Origin of the sequence: Nonomuraea wenchangensis, from assembly GCF_900111685.1 — a bacterium.
GTDB classification, from domain to species: domain Bacteria; phylum Actinomycetota; class Actinomycetes; order Streptosporangiales; family Streptosporangiaceae; genus Nonomuraea; species Nonomuraea wenchangensis.
Map to the genome: position 1 here is coordinate 389,425 of NZ_FOHX01000007.1, position 14,711 is coordinate 404,135.

At 74.1% G+C, this 14,711-nt stretch carries 16 protein-coding genes; 11 read left to right on the forward strand and 5 right to left on the reverse strand.

All coding sequences use genetic code 11. The features are described from left to right. Positions 1-89 precede the first annotated feature (89 nt). From BMW85_RS23435 to BMW85_RS23475, 10 genes are all read left to right on the forward strand, one after another. Positions 90-1,106: an Lrp/AsnC family transcriptional regulator gene (locus BMW85_RS23435; protein ID WP_091085367.1), complete on the forward strand. Its 1,017-nt coding sequence runs from the start codon at positions 90-92 to the stop codon at positions 1,104-1,106. Continuing rightward, a complete protein-coding gene (locus tag BMW85_RS23440; protein WP_091084998.1) occupies positions 1,103-2,020 on the forward strand; it encodes a polysaccharide deacetylase family protein in 918 nt (305 codons plus the stop codon). The genes BMW85_RS23435 and BMW85_RS23440 overlap by 4 nt, the downstream gene beginning before the upstream one ends. Further along, positions 2,017-3,318: an MFS transporter gene (locus BMW85_RS23445; protein WP_091085000.1), complete on the forward strand. Its 1,302-nt coding sequence runs from the start codon at positions 2,017-2,019 to the stop codon at positions 3,316-3,318. The genes BMW85_RS23440 and BMW85_RS23445 overlap by 4 nt, the downstream gene beginning before the upstream one ends. Beyond that, complete coding sequence (locus tag BMW85_RS23450) at positions 3,315-4,085, forward strand: SDR family NAD(P)-dependent oxidoreductase (RefSeq protein ID WP_091085003.1); 771 nt, start codon at positions 3,315-3,317, stop codon at positions 4,083-4,085. Before BMW85_RS23445 ends, BMW85_RS23450 begins: the two co-directional genes overlap by 4 nt. Further along, complete coding sequence (locus BMW85_RS49660) at positions 4,082-5,077, forward strand: ketopantoate reductase family protein (protein ID WP_177240835.1); 996 nt, start codon at positions 4,082-4,084, stop codon at positions 5,075-5,077. The genes BMW85_RS23450 and BMW85_RS49660 overlap by 4 nt, the downstream gene beginning before the upstream one ends. Further along, on the forward strand, positions 5,077-6,306 hold the full coding sequence (locus BMW85_RS49665) for a M20 family metallopeptidase (protein WP_177240836.1): 1,230 nt from the start codon (positions 5,077-5,079) through the stop codon (positions 6,304-6,306). The genes BMW85_RS49660 and BMW85_RS49665 overlap by 1 nt, the downstream gene beginning before the upstream one ends. A gap of 94 nt (positions 6,307-6,400) precedes the next feature. Next, positions 6,401-7,165 (forward strand): TSUP family transporter, encoded by a 765-nt coding sequence (locus tag BMW85_RS23460; RefSeq protein WP_091085005.1) that lies wholly within the window; start codon positions 6,401-6,403, stop codon positions 7,163-7,165. 46 nt (positions 7,166-7,211) lie between these two features. Then, on the forward strand, positions 7,212-8,183 hold the full coding sequence (locus BMW85_RS23465) for a helix-turn-helix transcriptional regulator (protein WP_091085008.1): 972 nt from the start codon (positions 7,212-7,214) through the stop codon (positions 8,181-8,183). A gap of 57 nt (positions 8,184-8,240) precedes the next feature. Next, positions 8,241-8,852: a LysE family translocator gene (locus tag BMW85_RS23470; protein WP_245775018.1), complete on the forward strand. Its 612-nt coding sequence runs from the start codon at positions 8,241-8,243 to the stop codon at positions 8,850-8,852. Between the two features lie 26 nt (positions 8,853-8,878). Continuing rightward, positions 8,879-9,091, forward strand: a complete 213-nt coding sequence (locus tag BMW85_RS23475; RefSeq protein ID WP_177240837.1) for a hypothetical protein — start codon at positions 8,879-8,881, stop codon at positions 9,089-9,091. 15 nt (positions 9,092-9,106) lie between these two features. On the opposite strand, the gene BMW85_RS23480 is transcribed toward BMW85_RS23475, so the two are convergent. The 4 genes from BMW85_RS23480 to BMW85_RS23495 all read right to left on the reverse strand — a co-directional run bounded on the left by BMW85_RS23480 (position 9,107) and on the right by BMW85_RS23495 (position 13,554). Next, complete coding sequence (locus BMW85_RS23480) at positions 9,107-10,072, reverse strand: GlxA family transcriptional regulator (RefSeq protein ID WP_091085013.1); 966 nt, start codon at positions 10,070-10,072, stop codon at positions 9,107-9,109. A 9-nt stretch (positions 10,073-10,081) separates the two neighbouring features. After that, positions 10,082-10,777, reverse strand: coding sequence for a transglutaminase domain-containing protein (locus BMW85_RS23485; protein WP_091085016.1), 696 nt, complete (start codon positions 10,775-10,777; stop codon positions 10,082-10,084). Positions 10,778-10,846: 69 nt separating this feature from the next. After that, the gene (locus BMW85_RS23490) at positions 10,847-11,287 is read right to left on the reverse strand and encodes a hypothetical protein (protein ID WP_143082375.1); all 441 of its coding nucleotides are present in this window, start codon (positions 11,285-11,287) and stop codon (positions 10,847-10,849) included. Between the two features lie 128 nt (positions 11,288-11,415). Then, positions 11,416-13,554 carry an MMPL family transporter gene (locus BMW85_RS23495; protein WP_091085372.1) on the reverse strand — a complete coding sequence of 713 codons (2,139 nt, stop codon included), beginning with the start codon at positions 13,552-13,554 and terminating at the stop codon, positions 11,416-11,418. 76 nt (positions 13,555-13,630) lie between these two features. Between BMW85_RS23495 and BMW85_RS23500 the strand changes: the two genes are divergently transcribed. Beyond that, positions 13,631-14,113, forward strand: coding sequence for a MarR family winged helix-turn-helix transcriptional regulator (locus BMW85_RS23500; protein ID WP_091085020.1), 483 nt, complete (start codon positions 13,631-13,633; stop codon positions 14,111-14,113). A gap of 64 nt (positions 14,114-14,177) precedes the next feature. Here the strand turns inward: BMW85_RS23500 and BMW85_RS23505 are convergent, their stop codons facing one another. Next, positions 14,178-14,666 carry a hypothetical protein gene (locus BMW85_RS23505; RefSeq protein WP_143082376.1) on the reverse strand — a complete coding sequence of 163 codons (489 nt, stop codon included), beginning with the start codon at positions 14,664-14,666 and terminating at the stop codon, positions 14,178-14,180. Between the last annotated feature and the right edge of the window lie 45 nt (positions 14,667-14,711).

Sequence of the window (14,711 nt, forward strand, 5' to 3'; positions counted from 1 at the left end):
CCGCCTTCGCCATGTCCGGGCCTCCGTGAGGGGGATAGCGTCATTTCTTTACTTGCGCTCGGGGGATTCCGTCAGTGAGCATGGTCTCCATGCAAGATGACGTCGAAGTCGACGAGCTGGACCGGGCCATAGCCGCCGCACTCCAGCTCAACGGCCGGGCCCCCTGGAGCCTGGTCGCGCGGCTCGTGGGCGCGAGCGAGTCCACCGTCGTGCGCCGCGCCGCCGCCCTCGGCGAGCGCGGCCTCCTGCGCGTCATCGGCGTCGTCGACGTGCTGCGCTGCGGCCTCGGCGTCCCGGTGCTCAGCCGCATCCGCTGCCGCCCCGGCACCACGTACGACGTGGCGGCGGCGATCGCGGCCCGCCCCGAGGCCAGGTTCGTGGCGGTCGTGTCGGGCAGCGCCGACTGCGTGGCCGAGTTCGTGGTGCCCACGCACGCCGCCATCGGCAGGGTGATGATCGCCGACGTGCCCGGGGGCGGCGACCGGGTCAGCGAGAGCGAGACGCACGCCGTCATGCGCACGTTCGTCTCCAACCACGACTGGAACCCCGGCGTCCTGGACGAGGCGGCCACCGCCGAGCTGCGCGACGCGGCCGAGCCGCCGTTCGAGGACTTCTTCGGCGAGGGCCCGCCGGACCGCCTGGACGAGCTGGAGCAGGTCATCGTCCAGGCGCTCGGCGAGGACGGCCGCCTGCCTTACAAGGCGCTGGCCAAGGTCGCCGGCAGCAGCGAGTCCACCGTCAAGCGGCGCGTGGAGTCGCTGGTGCGCCGCGGCTGCCTGCGCTTCCGCACCCTCACCGAGCCCGAGGTGCTCGGCTACGCGCTGGAGTTCATGCTCTGGCTGGAGGTCGAGCCCGGCCTGCTGGAACGCGCCGGCCGGCAGCTCGCCGCCCACCCCGGCACCCGCTACCTGTCGGCCACCACCGGCCGCTTCAACCTGGCCGCCCAGGTCGCGCTGCGCCACTACGGCGCCCTGTTCCGCTACCTCACCGACGACGTCGGCTCCCTGCCCGGCCTGCGCGCCGCCGACGTCACCCTCCAGCTCACCACGCTCAAACGCGCCTGGGCCCCCACGCCCGCCGCACGATCAACGGAGAACCCCGCATGACCGCAACCCCCGACGCCCCGGCCCCCGACACCCCGCAGCCCTGGCAGTGGGACGAGCAGACCTGGCGCGGCCACGTCGCGCGGGTGCGCGCCGGACGCAGCCTGCGCCCCGGGTCGTGGCCCGGCGGCGCCCGCGCCGCCGTCGCCCTGTCCTTCGACTCCGACCACGAGACGATCCCGCTGCGCGACGGCGAGACCCGGCCGGGCAAGCTCTCCCAGGGCGAGTACGGCGCCCGCGTCGGCGCCCCGCGCGTGCTGCGCCTGCTGGAGCGGCACGGCATCCCGGCCTCGTTCTTCATGCCGGCCGTCTCCGCGCTGCTGCACCCCGGCGAGGTGCGCGACTACGTCGCCGCCGGCCACGAGGTCGCCATGCACGGCTGGATCCACGAGCGCAACATGCTGCTCAGCGCCGCCGACGAGCGTGAGCTGGCGCTGCGCGCCGCCGACACTTTGGAGAAGCTGTCGGGCACCCGCCCGGTCGGCATCCGCACCCCGTCCTGGGACTTCTCCGACCACACCCTGGCCATCACCCGCGAGCTGGGCCTGCGCTACGACTCCTCGCTCATGGCCGACGACGAGCCGTACGAGCTGCTGGCCGACGGCGAGCCCACCGGCGTCGTCGAGATCCCGGTGGAGTGGATCAGGGACGACGCCCCCTACCTGATGATGGACCGCTACGCGGCGCTGCGGCCGTACACGCCGCCGCGCCAGGTGGCCGGCATCTGGCGTGACGAGTTCGACGCCGCCTACGCCGAGGGCGGGCTGTTCCAGCTCACCCTGCACCCCCACATCATCGGCCACCGCTCGCGCATGGCGGCGCTGGCCGAGCTGCTCGACCACATCGCCGCCCACCAGGGCATCTGGTACGCCACCCACGCCCAGGTCGCCGAGCACGTCTGGAAGCACGCCCGATGAGCACCACCACCCCCACCAGCGCCGCCCCGTCCACCCGGCTGAGCCCCGCGCAGCGCAAGGCGATCGTGGCCGGCGCCATCGGCAACACCGTCGAATGGGTGGACTGGGCGATCTACACCACGTTCGCGTCGGTGTTCTCCGCGAAGTTCTTCCCCACCGGCGACGAGACCGCCGCGCTGCTGTCCACGCTGGCCGTCTTCGCCGTCGGCTTCCTCATGCGGCCGATCGGCGGGGCCGTGCTCGGCGCGTACGGCGACCGGCACGGCCGCAAGAAGGGCCTGACGCTGACGATCTCGCTCATGGCGGGCGCCTCGTTCGTCATCGCGATCTGCCCCGGCTACGAGACCATCGGCATCGCCGCCCCGATCGTGCTGGTCCTCGCCCGCCTGGTGCAGGGCTTCTCGGCGGGCGGCGAGTTCGGCACCTCCTCGGCGTTCCTGATCGAGTCGGCCGCGTCCGGCCGGCGCGCCTTCGCCGGGTCCTGGCAGCAGGTGTCCGTCGGCGGCGGCGTGCTCATCGCCTCCGCGCTCGGCTTCGTGCTCACCTCCACCCTCGACGAGGCGGCGCTGCACAGCTGGGGCTGGCGGGTCGCCTTCGGCCTCGGCGGGCTGCTCGGCCTGGTCGGGCTCTGGCTGCGGGTCTCGGTCCCGGAGACGGAGGCGTTCGCCAAGGCCGCCTCCTCCGGCCGCACCCGGGCCAACCCGCTGCTCGCGATGCTCCGCGACCACCCGCGCGCCGCGCTGCGCGTGGCCGGGGTGACCGTGGCGGGGACGCTGATCTACTACATCTGGGTCAGCTACATGCCCACCTACGCCCACGTCGCCACCGGCATCCCGCTCAGCCGGGCGCTGCTCGCCAACACCATCGCGGTGGTGGTCTTCCTGGTGCTGCTGCCGTTCGGCGGGCTGCTGTCGGACCGGATCGGGCGCAAGCCCACGATGCTCGCCTTCGCGATCGGGTTCCTGGTGCTGGCCTGGCCGGCGTTCCAGTTCCTCGACGGCGGGTTCGGCTCGCTGCTCGCCATCGAGATCGTCGGCATGGTGCTCATCGTCGGCTACTCCGCCAACTGCGCGGTGATCATGGCCGAGCAGTTCCCCGCCGAGGTGCGCACCACCGGGATCGGGCTGCCGTACGCGCTGTCGGTGGCGATCTTCGGCGGCACCGCCCCCTACGTCACGACCTGGATGGCCTCCAACGGCCACCGCGACCAGGTCTGGCTGTACGTGGCCGCCGCCGCGCTGGTCGGCGTCGCCGTCTACGCCACGATGCCGGAGACCAAGGGCAAGGAGCTGACATGAGCCGGCACATCCTGGTGACCGGGGCGGCCGGCGGCATCGGGGCCGCGATCTGCGAGCTGTACGCCGGGCAGGCCCGCGTGACCGCCGCCGACCTGCGCCCCGAACCGCTGGCGGAGCTGGCCCGGCGCACCGGCGCCGCGGTGCTCGCCGCCGACCTTGCCGACGCGGGCGCCGCCGAGGCGCTGGTCGGGCGGGCCTGGGAGGCGTACGGGCCGGTCGACGTCGTGGTCAACGCGGCCGGCATCTACCCGGCGACGCCGTTCCTTGAGATGACCGCCGCGCAGTGGGACCGCGTGCAGCACGTCAACGTGCGCGCCCCCATGCTGATCACGGCGGCGTTCGGGCGGGCCTGCGCGGCGAGCGGCCGTACCGGGTCGGTGGTCAACATCGCCTCCGGGGCCGCGCTGCGCGCCCGCCCAGGCGCGGCGCACTACTGCACCTCCAAGGCGGCGCTGGAGATGCTGACCAAGGCCGCCGCCGTCGAGCTCGGCCCGCTCGGCGTGCGCGTCAACGCGGTCAGCCCCGGCTTCGTCACGGTGGACAGCGCCGCCAACCCGGTCACCGAGGAGTACGCCGCGGCCGTCTCGGCCAACCCCCTCGGCCGCCGCGGCCTGCCGCCCGACGTGGCGCGGGCGGTGCGCTGGCTGGCCGGGCCGGAGGCGGAATGGGTGACCGGCGCGGTGCTGCGCGTCGACGGAGGGGCCGCGGCCGGCACGACCGCCCTGCCCCTGCACTGGACGGGAACGAGCGAGGTACAACAAGCATGAGCTACACAGTCGTGGGCGGCGGCGCCATCGGCGGCACCATCGCCTTCCACCTGGCGAGGGGCGGGCACCGGGTGCGGCTCGTGGACGCCGACGCCGCGCACGTGGCCGCCGTCCGCGAGCGCGGCCTGGTGCTGCGCCGGGCCGGCGGCGACGAGCGGGCCGAGGTGGACGCGGCCACCCTCGAGGAGGTGTCAGGGCCGCTGACGAAAGTCTTGCTGTGCGTCAAGGCCCAGGCCACGGCGACCGCCGCCGCCTGGATCGCGCCCCGCCTGGCCCCCGGCGGCTACGTCGTCTCGGTCCAGAACGGGCTCAACGAGCCGCTCATCGCCGAGCACGTCGGTCGGGAACGGGTGATCGGCGCGTTCGTCAACCTGTTCGCCGACGTGGTCGAGCCGGGCGTGATCCGCGACGGCGGCCCGGGGGCGTTCGTCATCGGCGAGCTGGACGGCTCGGCGAGCCCCCGCGTCGACCACCTGGTGGCCGACCTGGCGCCGCTCGGCGCCAAGGCGACCGGCAACGTCCTCGGCCACCTGTGGTCCAAGCTCGGCTTCGGCGCCATGCTGACCGCGACCGCGCTGGCCGACGCCCCCATGGCCGACCTCATCGACCGGCACCGGCCGCTGATGCACGCGTTGGTGGCCGAGGTGTTCGCCGTGGCCGGGCGGCTGGGGCTGCGGCTGGAGCCGTTCGACGCGTTCGAGCCCGCCGCCTATCTTCCGGAGGCCCCCGAGCGGGTACGTGAAGAGGCGACGGACCGTCTGACGGCATGGCTGCGCACGCAGCCGAAGGACCGCAGCGGCATCTGGCGCGACATCGCCGTCCGCCACCGTCCCGTCGAGGTTCACGACCACTACCGTGCCGTCCTGGCCGAGGCAGAGGCCGGGCAGGTGGACACGCCGCTGCTGCGCGGCGTGCTCGCCCGCCTGGCCGACGTCGAGGCCGGACGCGCGCCGATGGGCGAGGAGCACCTCGCCGCGCTGGAGGACGCCTGATGACCACGCAGAACGAGGCGGCGAACGAGGAGAGCGACCAGGAGGGCGTCGCGGTGGAGCTGCGCGACTGGATCGGCGCTCATCGCGAGGAACTGATCGCCGACCTGGCCGCGTACGTGTCGCTGGAGACGCCCAGCAACGACAAGGCGCTGCTCGACGCGGGCCTGCGCTGGCTCGACGGCTGGCTGGAGGAGCGGCTCGGGCCGCCGTCGGCCACCCAGAAGCTGGACGGCGGCGCGTACGGCGGGGCCGGGGGACGCGGCGAGCCGGCCGTGTACGGCGACGCCCGCGTCAACGACTACCTGGGCCACGGCGAGGCGCCGGTGCTGTTGCTGGCCCACTACGACACGGTCTGGCCCGCGGGGACGCTGGCCGGCTGGCCGTTCACCGTGGACGGCGACCTCGCGACCGGCCCAGGCGCGTTCGACATGAAGGCCGGCCTGGTCCAGCTCGTGTGGGCGCTGCGCGCGCTGGACGCCGCCGGGCTGCCGCGCCCGCCGGTGCGGCTGCTGCTCAACGGTGACGAGGAGATCGGCAGCCCCCTGTCGCGCCCGCTCATCGAGGAGTCCGCCAAGAACGCCGGCGCGGTGCTCGTCTTCGAGGCGAGCGCGGACGGGGCGCTCAAGACCGCGCGCAAGGGCGTCGGCATCTTTCACCTCTCCATCACCGGCGTCGAGGCGCACGCCGGGCTCGAACCGGCCAAGGGCGCGAGCGCCATCGACGAGCTGGCCAGGGTCGTGCGCCACCTGCACGACCTCGCCGACCCCGACGCCGGCACCACGCTCAACGTCGGTGTCGTGTCGGGCGGCACCGGCTCCAACGTGGTCGCCGGCGCGGCCCACGCGGAGGTGGACGTACGGGTGGCCAGCCAGGCCGAGGCGGACCGGATCGGGGCGGCGCTCGCCGCGCTGCGGCCTCACGACGAGCGGGCCTCGTTCGAGCTGCGGGGCGGCTGGAACCGGCCGGTGATGGAGCGCGGCCCCGGCACCGCCCGGCTGTTCGGCCTGGCCCGCGAGGTGGCCGCCGGGATGGGGATCGAGCTGCGGGAGTGCGCGGTGGGCGGGGCCAGCGACGGCAACTTCGCCGCCGCGCTCGGCGTGCCCGTCCTGGACGGGCTCGGCGCGGTGGGCGACGGGGCCCACGCCCGTCACGAGCACGTGAGCGTCGCCGGAATGCTGGAACGGTCCGCGCTGACCGCGGGCCTGCTCCACGCCCTGGCCGCCGGCTGATCCCCGGAGGGGCCCGTCCGGGCCCCTCCGCCATCACCTGAAGTGGCGCTTGTACACTCTTGGGGTTTCTCGGGGGAAATCGGGGGAGTGGCGCGTGCCGCTGGAGCAGGTCCTGGTGCTGCTGGCCGCGGCGGCGGCCGCCGGCTGGATCGACGCCGTCGTGGGCGGGGGCGGGCTGGTGCAACTGCCCGCCATCATGATCACGGGGCTGCCGCCCGTGGAGGCGATGGCGACCAACAAGCTGTCGTCGGTGTTCGGCACCGCCTCGGCGGCCGTGGCCTACTCCCGCTCGACCAAGGTGGACCGGCAGGTGGCGCTGCCCGGAGCCGGGCTGGCGGTGCTGAGCGCGGGACTCGGCGCCTGGGCCGCCGCCGCGATCTCCACCGAGGTGCTGCGCCCGGCCGTGATGGTGGTGCTGCTCGGCGTGGCCGCGTTCGTGACGCTGCGGCCCTCGCTCGGCGCCCTGCCGCAGCCGCGGTTACGGACCGACCGGCGGGTCGTGGCCGCCGTCGCGGTGGCCGGCGTGGGGATCGCCTTCTACGACGGGATCATGGGGCCGGGCACCGGAACGTTCCTCATCATCGCCTTCACCACCATCCTCGGGCTGGACTTCGTCTCCGCGTCGGCCTCCGCGAAGATCATCAACGTGGGGACGAACGTCGGCGCGCTCCTCGTCTTCGGCGTGCAGGGGCACGTGCAGTGGGCGCTGGGGCTCGGCATGGCGGTGTGCAACGTCGCCGGCGCCCAGCTCGGCGCGCGGATGGCGATCAGGCGCGGCGCGGCCTTCGTCCGGGTGGTGCTGCTGTGCGTGGTGGTCGCCATGGTGGTCAGGCTCGCCTGGCAGCAGTTCGCCGGCTGACCTTTTCCCTCTGAACGCGGCAAGGGCGCGGCAATACAATGGAAAGGTGCGTGCCAGCCGGTTGCTCTCGCTGCTCCTGCTCCTGCAGACGCGGGGCCGGATGACCGCGCCCGAGCTCGCCGCCGAGCTGGAGGTCTCGGTCCGCACCGTCTACCGCGACGTCGAGGCGCTGTCGGCGGCCGGCGTGCCGGTCTACGCCGACCGCGGCCCGGCGGGCGGCTACCAGCTCCTCGACGGCTACCGCACCCGGCTCAACGGGCTGACCGCCGAGGAGGCGTCCTCGCTGTTCCTGGCCGGGCTGCCGGGACCGGCCGCCGAGCTCGGGCTGGCCGACGTGGTCGCCACCGCCGAGCTGAAACTCCTCGCCGCGCTGCCGCCCGAGCCGCGCTCGCACGCCTCACGGATGCGCGAGCGGTTCCTGCTGGACGTGCCGAGCTGGTACCGCTCCGGCGACGACGTGCCGCACCTCGGCGAGGTCGCCGAGGCGGTGTGGGACCAGCGGCCGATCCACATCACCTACCGGCGGTGGGGGCAGAAGGAGGTCGACCGGGTGGTCCACCCCTACGGGCTGGTGCTCAAGGGCGGCTCCTGGTATCTCGTGGCCGCGCCGCCGGGCGGCTCGCCCCGCACCTACCGGGTGGCACGGGTGCTGACCCTGGAGACGCTGCCCGGGCACTTCCAGCGGCCCGAGGGCTTCGAGCTGGCCGCGTTCTGGACCGGTTACGCCAAGGAGTTCCGCGAGCGGATGTACACCGCCGAGTGCGTGGTCAAGCTCGCGCCCGGGCGGGGGGAGCTGCTGGCGTTCACCCTGGGCCGGGACGTCGTCGAGGCCGCGCTGGCCGCCGCCGGCGAGCCCGACCCGGAGGGCTGGCTCACGCTCACCCTGCCGGTCGAGTCGATCACGCACGCGCGCTGGCTGCTGCTGCGCATGGGCGCCGACGTCGAGGTGCTGGAGCCGCCCGAGCTGCGGGCCCTCATGCGCGAGGCCGTGGCCGAGCTGCACAAGCTCTACGGCTGACGGGACCGCGTAAAAAGGGGCGGCGTGCGGCCTCCCTGGTCTGTCACGATGCCCGCCATGTATCTTCTCGCGTTCGCCGGCGCGTGCGTCCTGGTCGCCATGGTCCCCGGCGTCAGCACCGCCATCATCCTGCGCCAGACCATCCGCTCCGGCCGCGGCGGCGGCCTGGCGGCCACCCTCGGCAACGAGACCGGCATCCTGCTGTGGGGCCTCGCCGCCGCGTTCGGGCTGTCGGCGCTGCTCGTCGCCTCCCAGCTCGCGTACGACGTCATGCGCGTCGCCGGCGCGGTCGTCCTGGTCGTGATGGGCGTGCAGGCCCTCCGCCAGGCGCGCAAGGGCGCCCCGGCCCCCGAGGTCGCCACCGCCCCAGGACGGCGGGCCGCCTACCTCGCCGGGCTCGGCACCTGCCTGGCCAACCCCAAGGCGGCGGTGTTCGCGCTGTCGTTCCTGCCGCAGTTCGTCCCCGCCGGGCAGGCCGGGCCCGCCACCCTCGTCACCCTCGCCGTCGTGTGGGTGCTCATCGACCTGCTCTGGTACGGCCTGCTCATCTGGGCCGTCGCCAGGGCCGCCGACTGGCTCGGCCGGCCGGCGGTGCGCCGCCGCCTGGAGCAGATCTCCGGCATTGTGCTCATCGGCCTCGGCGTACGGCTGGTCGCCGAGTCCCGGTGACGACCGGCCTGGACTACCGTTAGGACATGACCGACGACCTGGCGACCCTGATGCGGCAGACGCAGGACGACGACCCCCTGCTGGCCCTGCGGGCCACCACCGCGCTGCGCCGCGAGCTCGAACGCCTGGAGGCCGGCCAGGTCCGCCGGGCCCGCGTCGCCGGGCTCGCCTGGTCGCAGATCGCCGACGCGATCGGGGTCAGCAAGCAGGCCGTCCACAAGAAGTACGGCCGCCGCTGACCGCTCACCGGCCGCTCACTGGCCTCCGTGGACCTGGCGGTAGCGGGACGGCGCGATGCCATACCTGGTGGTGAACGCCTGCCGGAGGGTCTCGGCGGAGCCGAAGCCGCAGCGGGCCGCGACGGCCGGCATCGGCAGGGACGTGCCGGCCAGCAGGTGGGCGGCGGCCTCCAGGCGGGCGTGCCTGACGTACTGCCCGGGCGTGCGGCCGAGGTGGGCGAGGAACAGCCGGGTCAGGTGCCGGACGCTGATCCCCGCGCGGGCGGCGAGCGCGGCGGCGGACAGGTCGCCGTCCAGCCCGGCGAGCACGTGCTCGACCACGCCGCGCACCACGTCGTTGCCGGGCGGCGGGGCGGCGGTGAAGATGCTCATCTGCGCCTGGTTGCCGGGCCGCTGCAGGTAGATCACCAGGTGGCGGGCGATCAGCCGGGCCATCTCGGCGCCGTGGTCCTCCTCGATCAGCGCGATCGACAGGTCCAGCGCGCTGGTCACCCCGGCGGAGGTGATGACGTTGCCGTCCCGGATGTAGATGGGGTCGGCGTCCACGGTCACCTCGGGGTGCCGGGCGGCCAGCTCGGTGGCGTAGCGCCAGTGGGTGGTGACGCGCCGCCCCTCCAGCAGGCCGGCGGCGGCCAGGATGCCCGCGCCGGTGCAGATGGAGGCGATGCGGCGGCTCTCGCGGGCCAGCCGGCGTACGTGGGCGACGATCAGCGGGTTGCCCGCGGCCTTCTCGTGCCCGAGCCCGCCGGAGACGAGCACGGTGTCGAACGGGCCGGTGACGCGCTCCAGCGGTTGGCCGCCCTGCAGGCTCAGCCCGGTGGGCAGGCTGATCGGGCGCCCACCCGGCGTCAGCAGCACGGTGCGGTACGGGACGCGGGCGCGCCCGTACTCGCTGACCATGCCGAGGCTCGTGGTGACGCAGGCGATGTCGATCAGCTCGGCGCCGTCGTAGCCGACGACCGCGATCCGGCGCACGTCCATGAGACGAATCTAGTTCGCTTTCCCGGCGGAAGCGGCGTACCGGCTCATGACCGGGTCAACGGCGAACCGGACCGGCCGGCACACCGTCTGCCCGTGCTCCAGGAACAGCGCGTCCCGTGAGACGTACCGGCCGAGGTCGGCCTGTACGTGCCCGGACAGGTCGCAGGCCGCGCAGCCGCCGCCGTCCCAGTCCACGGCGGTGCGCGCCACGGCGTCGAACAACGTCTCCGCGCCCGTGTTGGTGAACGGCGCGGCCTCCCGCAGCGTGTCGAGGTCGCCGTAGAGCTCCGAGACCGGCAGCCAGCCGTCCGCCGGCCGGAACTCCGGCCAGGCCAGCACCACCAGGTCGGGGACCACCGGGCGCAGCAGCGGGAAGCGGGCGTGCCAGAAGCGGCCGTCCACCAGCAGGCCCCTGACCCGGGTGGGGATGCCGCAGGCCCGGGAGACGGCCTCCAGCACCGCCAGGCGCTGGCTGCACGACCCCCGGGCGCGGCGCAGGGTGCGGGACGCCGGCTGCTCGTCGTCCAGGGCGTACACGGGCCGTACCCGGGCGGCGATGAGCCGGTGCGCGGCGACCAGCAGGCCCCGTCCCGCCGCCCCGCCCGCGCGGGCCTCGGCGGCGAGCGCGAGCACCCGCGGATGGTCGTGGTCGAGGATCGGCGTGGCGGCGAGGTACGGCGCGCTCTCCGCGCCCGAGATGCTCATGGAACGGGAGCATAGGGACGCCCCCGCCCCTGAAGAGACACCATTGGCGAAATCAGAGGCTCCGCCGCGTCAGTCGCAGCGCCTGTCCGCCCAGCCGTCGTCGTCGTACATGCCGTCCAGATGGATGATCACTGAGCTGGTGCCGGAGGTGCCGTCCACAGAGGCCCCGGGCTCGTCGAACAGCGTGAAGGCCGCCACCTCGTAGTCGCCGAGGTCTCCGTCGGGGTCTTCGATCCTCGCCTGGCGGTAGTGGTCCAGCACTTCCTGGACGCGCCGCTCGGTGAAGAGCTCGAAGCGGATGGTGTACAGGCAGTCGCCGGAGTCGCCGCTCACCTCGACCTGCGGGTCGAAGTACCCGAAGCCTGTCCCGGGTGGCAGCGGATACTCCCGGATGCGGTCCACCATCCGCGCCAGCCGTTGGTCATTGATCCACACCGGCACCATGACGCGCGCCGCGAGCAGCAGGAGCGGCACCAGGAGCAAGGCCAGGCAGCCGCTCCGGCGAGCCATGCGTGAACGTCCGGACTTCTGCGGCGGTGCCGGTGTGGACGGGGCCCGGGGGATGGACTCAGGGATCAGAGGCACCCTGCTGAGTCTGCTTCTGTTCGGCCTGCTTCGGCAACGGGAGGGCGGGGCGGTCAGGCGTCTCCGGGTTGGTGCTGGTCGTCGGAGCGGGCCAGGGCGGGCACCTTCGCCGCATCGCCGGCCCCGGCGTCCGCCAGGCGGCCGAGGCGGCTCGGCCACCAGGCCCGGCCGCCGAGCTCCCGCACCAGCGCGGGGACCAGCAGCGACCGCACCACCAGGGTGTCGAGCAGCACGCCGAACGCGACGATGAACGCGATCTGCACCAGGAAGGACAGCGGGATCACCACCAGCGCGGCGAAGGTGGCGGCCAGCACCACGCCCGCCGAGGTGATCACCCCGCCGGTGGTGACCAGCCCGCGCAGCACGCCCTCCCGCGGCCCGTGCAGCCCGGTCTCCTCGCGTACGCGGGACATGAGGAAGATGTTGTAGTCCACGCCCAGCGCGACCAGGAAGACGAACCCGTACAGCGGGACGGAGGCGTCGCTGCCGGTGAAGCCGAACAGGTGCGTGAAGACCAGCGCCGAGACGCCGAGCGTGGCCAGGAAGTTCAGCGCCACCGTGGCCACCAGGAGCAGCGGCATCACCAGCGAGCGCAGCAGGAGGACCAGGATGAGCAGGATGATCACCAGCACCACCGGGACGATGACCAGCGTGTCCTCCCGCGCGGTGTCGGTGGTGTCCAGGCGCTGAGCGCTGTAGCCGCCGACGAGGGTGCCCTGCTCGCGGTCGAGGGCGGCGCGCAGGCGGGCGACGGTGTCCAGGGCGGCGTCGCTGTCCGGCGCGTCGCGCAGCGTGGCCTCCACGAGCACCTTGCCGTCCACGACCGTGGGGGCGCCGCCCGGCCGGCGGTCCGCGCTGACCGGCGCCGCCTCCGAGACGCCCCTGACGGCCTCGGCCGCGGCCACCACGTCCTTCACCCGCTCGGCCGGGGCGACGATGACGGCCGGCTGGCCCGAGCCGCCGGGGAAGTGCTCGCTGAGCGTCGCCTGGGCGGCCACCGAGGGGGTCTCGCCGACGAAGGTCTCGTCGAGGGGCACGCCCCGCGCCTCCAGCTGCGGCGCGAGCAGGGCGAGCGCGGCCAGAGGCAGGACGGTGGCGACCCAGAGCCGGCGCGGGCGGCGGTCCACCCAGCCGGCGACGCGGCTCCAGATCCCGCTCGCCCCTGCCTCCGCCGAGCGCGGCCTGGCCGGCCACAGTGCGGCCCGGCCGAGCAGGACGAGGGCGGCGGGCAGGAACGTGAGGGCGCTGAGCGCGGCGCAGGCGATGCCGATCGCGCCGACCGGGCCGAGGGCCTTGTTGTTGGTCAGGTTGCTGAGCAGCAGGGCCAGCAGGCCCAGGGCCACGGTGGCGGCGCTGGCGAGGATCGGCTCGACCGAGCGCCGCAGCGCCACCCGGCCGGCGGCGTACCGGTCGCGGCCGGCGGCCAGCTCCTCGCGGAAGCGGGCGGTCAGCAGCAGCGCGTAGTCGGTGGCCGCGCCGATCACCAGGATGGACAGGATGCCCTGGACCTGGCCGTCGACGCGGACGATGTCGCGGTCGGCCAGGACGTACACGACGGCGCAGGCCAGGCCGAGCGCGAAGACCGCGCCGACGATGATGACCAGCGGCAGCAGCACGCTCCGGTACACCGCGAGCAGGATGACCAGCACGGTCACCAGCGCCACCAGGAGCAGCAGACCGTCGATGCCGGCGAAGGCGCCGGCCAGGTCGGCGCGGGAGGCTGCGGGCCCGGCGAGCTGCGCCTTCAGCCCGTCCACGGCCACGGCGTCGCCGATCCGGTCGAGGGCGTCGCGGAGCTCGGAGCTCGCGAGCTCGGGGTTGAGCTGGACGACGCCCTGCAGGGCGCGCCTGTCGTCGGAGGGGAAGGCGGGGGAGGGCGTGCCGACGACGTCGCGCGCGCCGTTCAGCGCGGTGATCGCCTTGGTGGCGGCGGCCTGCTGCGCCTCGGTGAGGGTGGCGTCGCCGCCGTCGGCCGTCCAGACCACGATGACCGGCTGCGCCTCGCCCTGCCGGAACTTCTCCTGCTCCTCCAGCACCCGCGTGGACTCCGCGCTCTGGGGCAGGAACGCGGCCTGGTCGTTCGTGGACACCTCGCCCAGCTTGCCGGCGAACGGCCCGAGGCCGCCGCCCACCGCCAGCCACACCAGCACCAGCAGCGCCGGGACGAGCCAGCGGACATGTCGCCGCGCCATGGCGATCACCTCTCCGTCACGAGCGATAACTCAATAACTAAGTCTCTCAATTATCGAGTTAATGTAGCATGGGGACATGAACGGCGACACCGAGGGGGGCGACGGCGAGGAGCTCGGGCTCCAGGCGTTCGCGGCGCGGCTGCGCCGCATGACGGCCGAGTTCAACCGCATCGCCCACGAGTTCGCCAACGAGCACGGGCTGCACACGACCGACGTCCAGGCGCTCATCATGATCTACGACGCGCCGACGCCGATCACCCCGAGCCGGCTGCGCGACGAGCTCAACATCACCTCCGGCGCCGTCACGGCCTGCCTCGACCGGCTGGAGCGGGCCGGGCACATCCGCCGCGTGCGCGACGCGCACGACCGCCGCGTGGTCCACCTGCACTACCTCGCCACCGCGCAGGAGTTCGCCGCCGCGTTCTTCCGGCCGCTCGGGCGCAGCACCGGCAACGCGCTGGCCCGCTTCAACCCCGACGAGCTCCGCACCGTGGCCGCCTTCCTCGACGCCATGAACGAGGAGCTCGCCGTGCTGCGCTCGGCGCCCCGCTCTCGCTGACCGTGTCCTGCTGCTCTTCTCTTCGAGCGCGGGGCGGGAACGGTTGCGTTCTCTGACGTTTCGGTCAGCGCGGGACGAGTGGGCGGGCCGTGGGGCGGATGCGGCGGGCGCGGTGGGCGGCCAGCTCCCTGACGATGTTCGTACGCGGCAGCCCGCGCGGCGGGGCGTCCTTCCCCGCGGCCATGAGATCGGCGTACAGCCGGCGGCCCTTGACCCGCACGGCGTCGGCGTAGCCGGGGTCCACGAGGTCGAGCAGGGCGGCGCCGAGCATCCACCGCGAACGCCACCGCGCGACGGCGAGTCCGCGTTCGGCGCTCGTGCCGGCCGCCTTGAGATCGGCGCGCAGGTCGCCGACGGCGGCGATGAGGTCCTGGGTCGCCCGGCGGGCGTGCTCCTGGCGCACCGCGCGCGCCCTGGTCCGCCAGCCGACCGCGAGCGTCGCCACCGCGCACACGGCCAGCGTCACGATGGCCGTCACCGGAATGCCCGCCGCTGGAATCCCGGCGGCGCCCCATACGGCGGCCGTGTCCGTCCAGGTGATGTCTGCACGCATGTTCGGAACCTACGGCCTGCGGCCTCAACAGTGGATCAAGCGCAC

Coding starts and splice junctions, on each gene's coding strand:
- BMW85_RS23435 (WP_091085367.1), top strand. CDS start 90: ATGCAAGATGACGTCGAAGTCGACGAGCTGGACCGGGCCATAGCCGCC.
- BMW85_RS23440 (WP_091084998.1), top strand. CDS start 1,103: ATGACCGCAACCCCCGACGCCCCGGCCCCCGACACCCCGCAGCCCTGG.
- BMW85_RS23445 (WP_091085000.1), top strand. CDS start 2,017: ATGAGCACCACCACCCCCACCAGCGCCGCCCCGTCCACCCGGCTGAGC.
- BMW85_RS23450 (WP_091085003.1), top strand. CDS start 3,315: ATGAGCCGGCACATCCTGGTGACCGGGGCGGCCGGCGGCATCGGGGCC.
- BMW85_RS49660 (WP_177240835.1), top strand. CDS start 4,082: ATGAGCTACACAGTCGTGGGCGGCGGCGCCATCGGCGGCACCATCGCC.
- BMW85_RS49665 (WP_177240836.1), top strand. CDS start 5,077: ATGACCACGCAGAACGAGGCGGCGAACGAGGAGAGCGACCAGGAGGGC.
- BMW85_RS23470 (WP_245775018.1), top strand. CDS start 8,241: ATGTATCTTCTCGCGTTCGCCGGCGCGTGCGTCCTGGTCGCCATGGTC.
- BMW85_RS23475 (WP_177240837.1), top strand. CDS start 8,879: ATGACCGACGACCTGGCGACCCTGATGCGGCAGACGCAGGACGACGAC.
- BMW85_RS23480 (WP_091085013.1), bottom strand. CDS start 10,072: ATGGACGTGCGCCGGATCGCGGTCGTCGGCTACGACGGCGCCGAGCTG.
- BMW85_RS23485 (WP_091085016.1), bottom strand. CDS start 10,777: ATGAGCATCTCGGGCGCGGAGAGCGCGCCGTACCTCGCCGCCACGCCG.
- BMW85_RS23490 (WP_143082375.1), bottom strand. CDS start 11,287: ATGGCTCGCCGGAGCGGCTGCCTGGCCTTGCTCCTGGTGCCGCTCCTG.
- BMW85_RS23495 (WP_091085372.1), bottom strand. CDS start 13,554: ATGGCGCGGCGACATGTCCGCTGGCTCGTCCCGGCGCTGCTGGTGCTG.
- BMW85_RS23500 (WP_091085020.1), top strand. CDS start 13,631: ATGAACGGCGACACCGAGGGGGGCGACGGCGAGGAGCTCGGGCTCCAG.
- BMW85_RS23505 (WP_143082376.1), bottom strand. CDS start 14,666: ATGCGTGCAGACATCACCTGGACGGACACGGCCGCCGTATGGGGCGCC.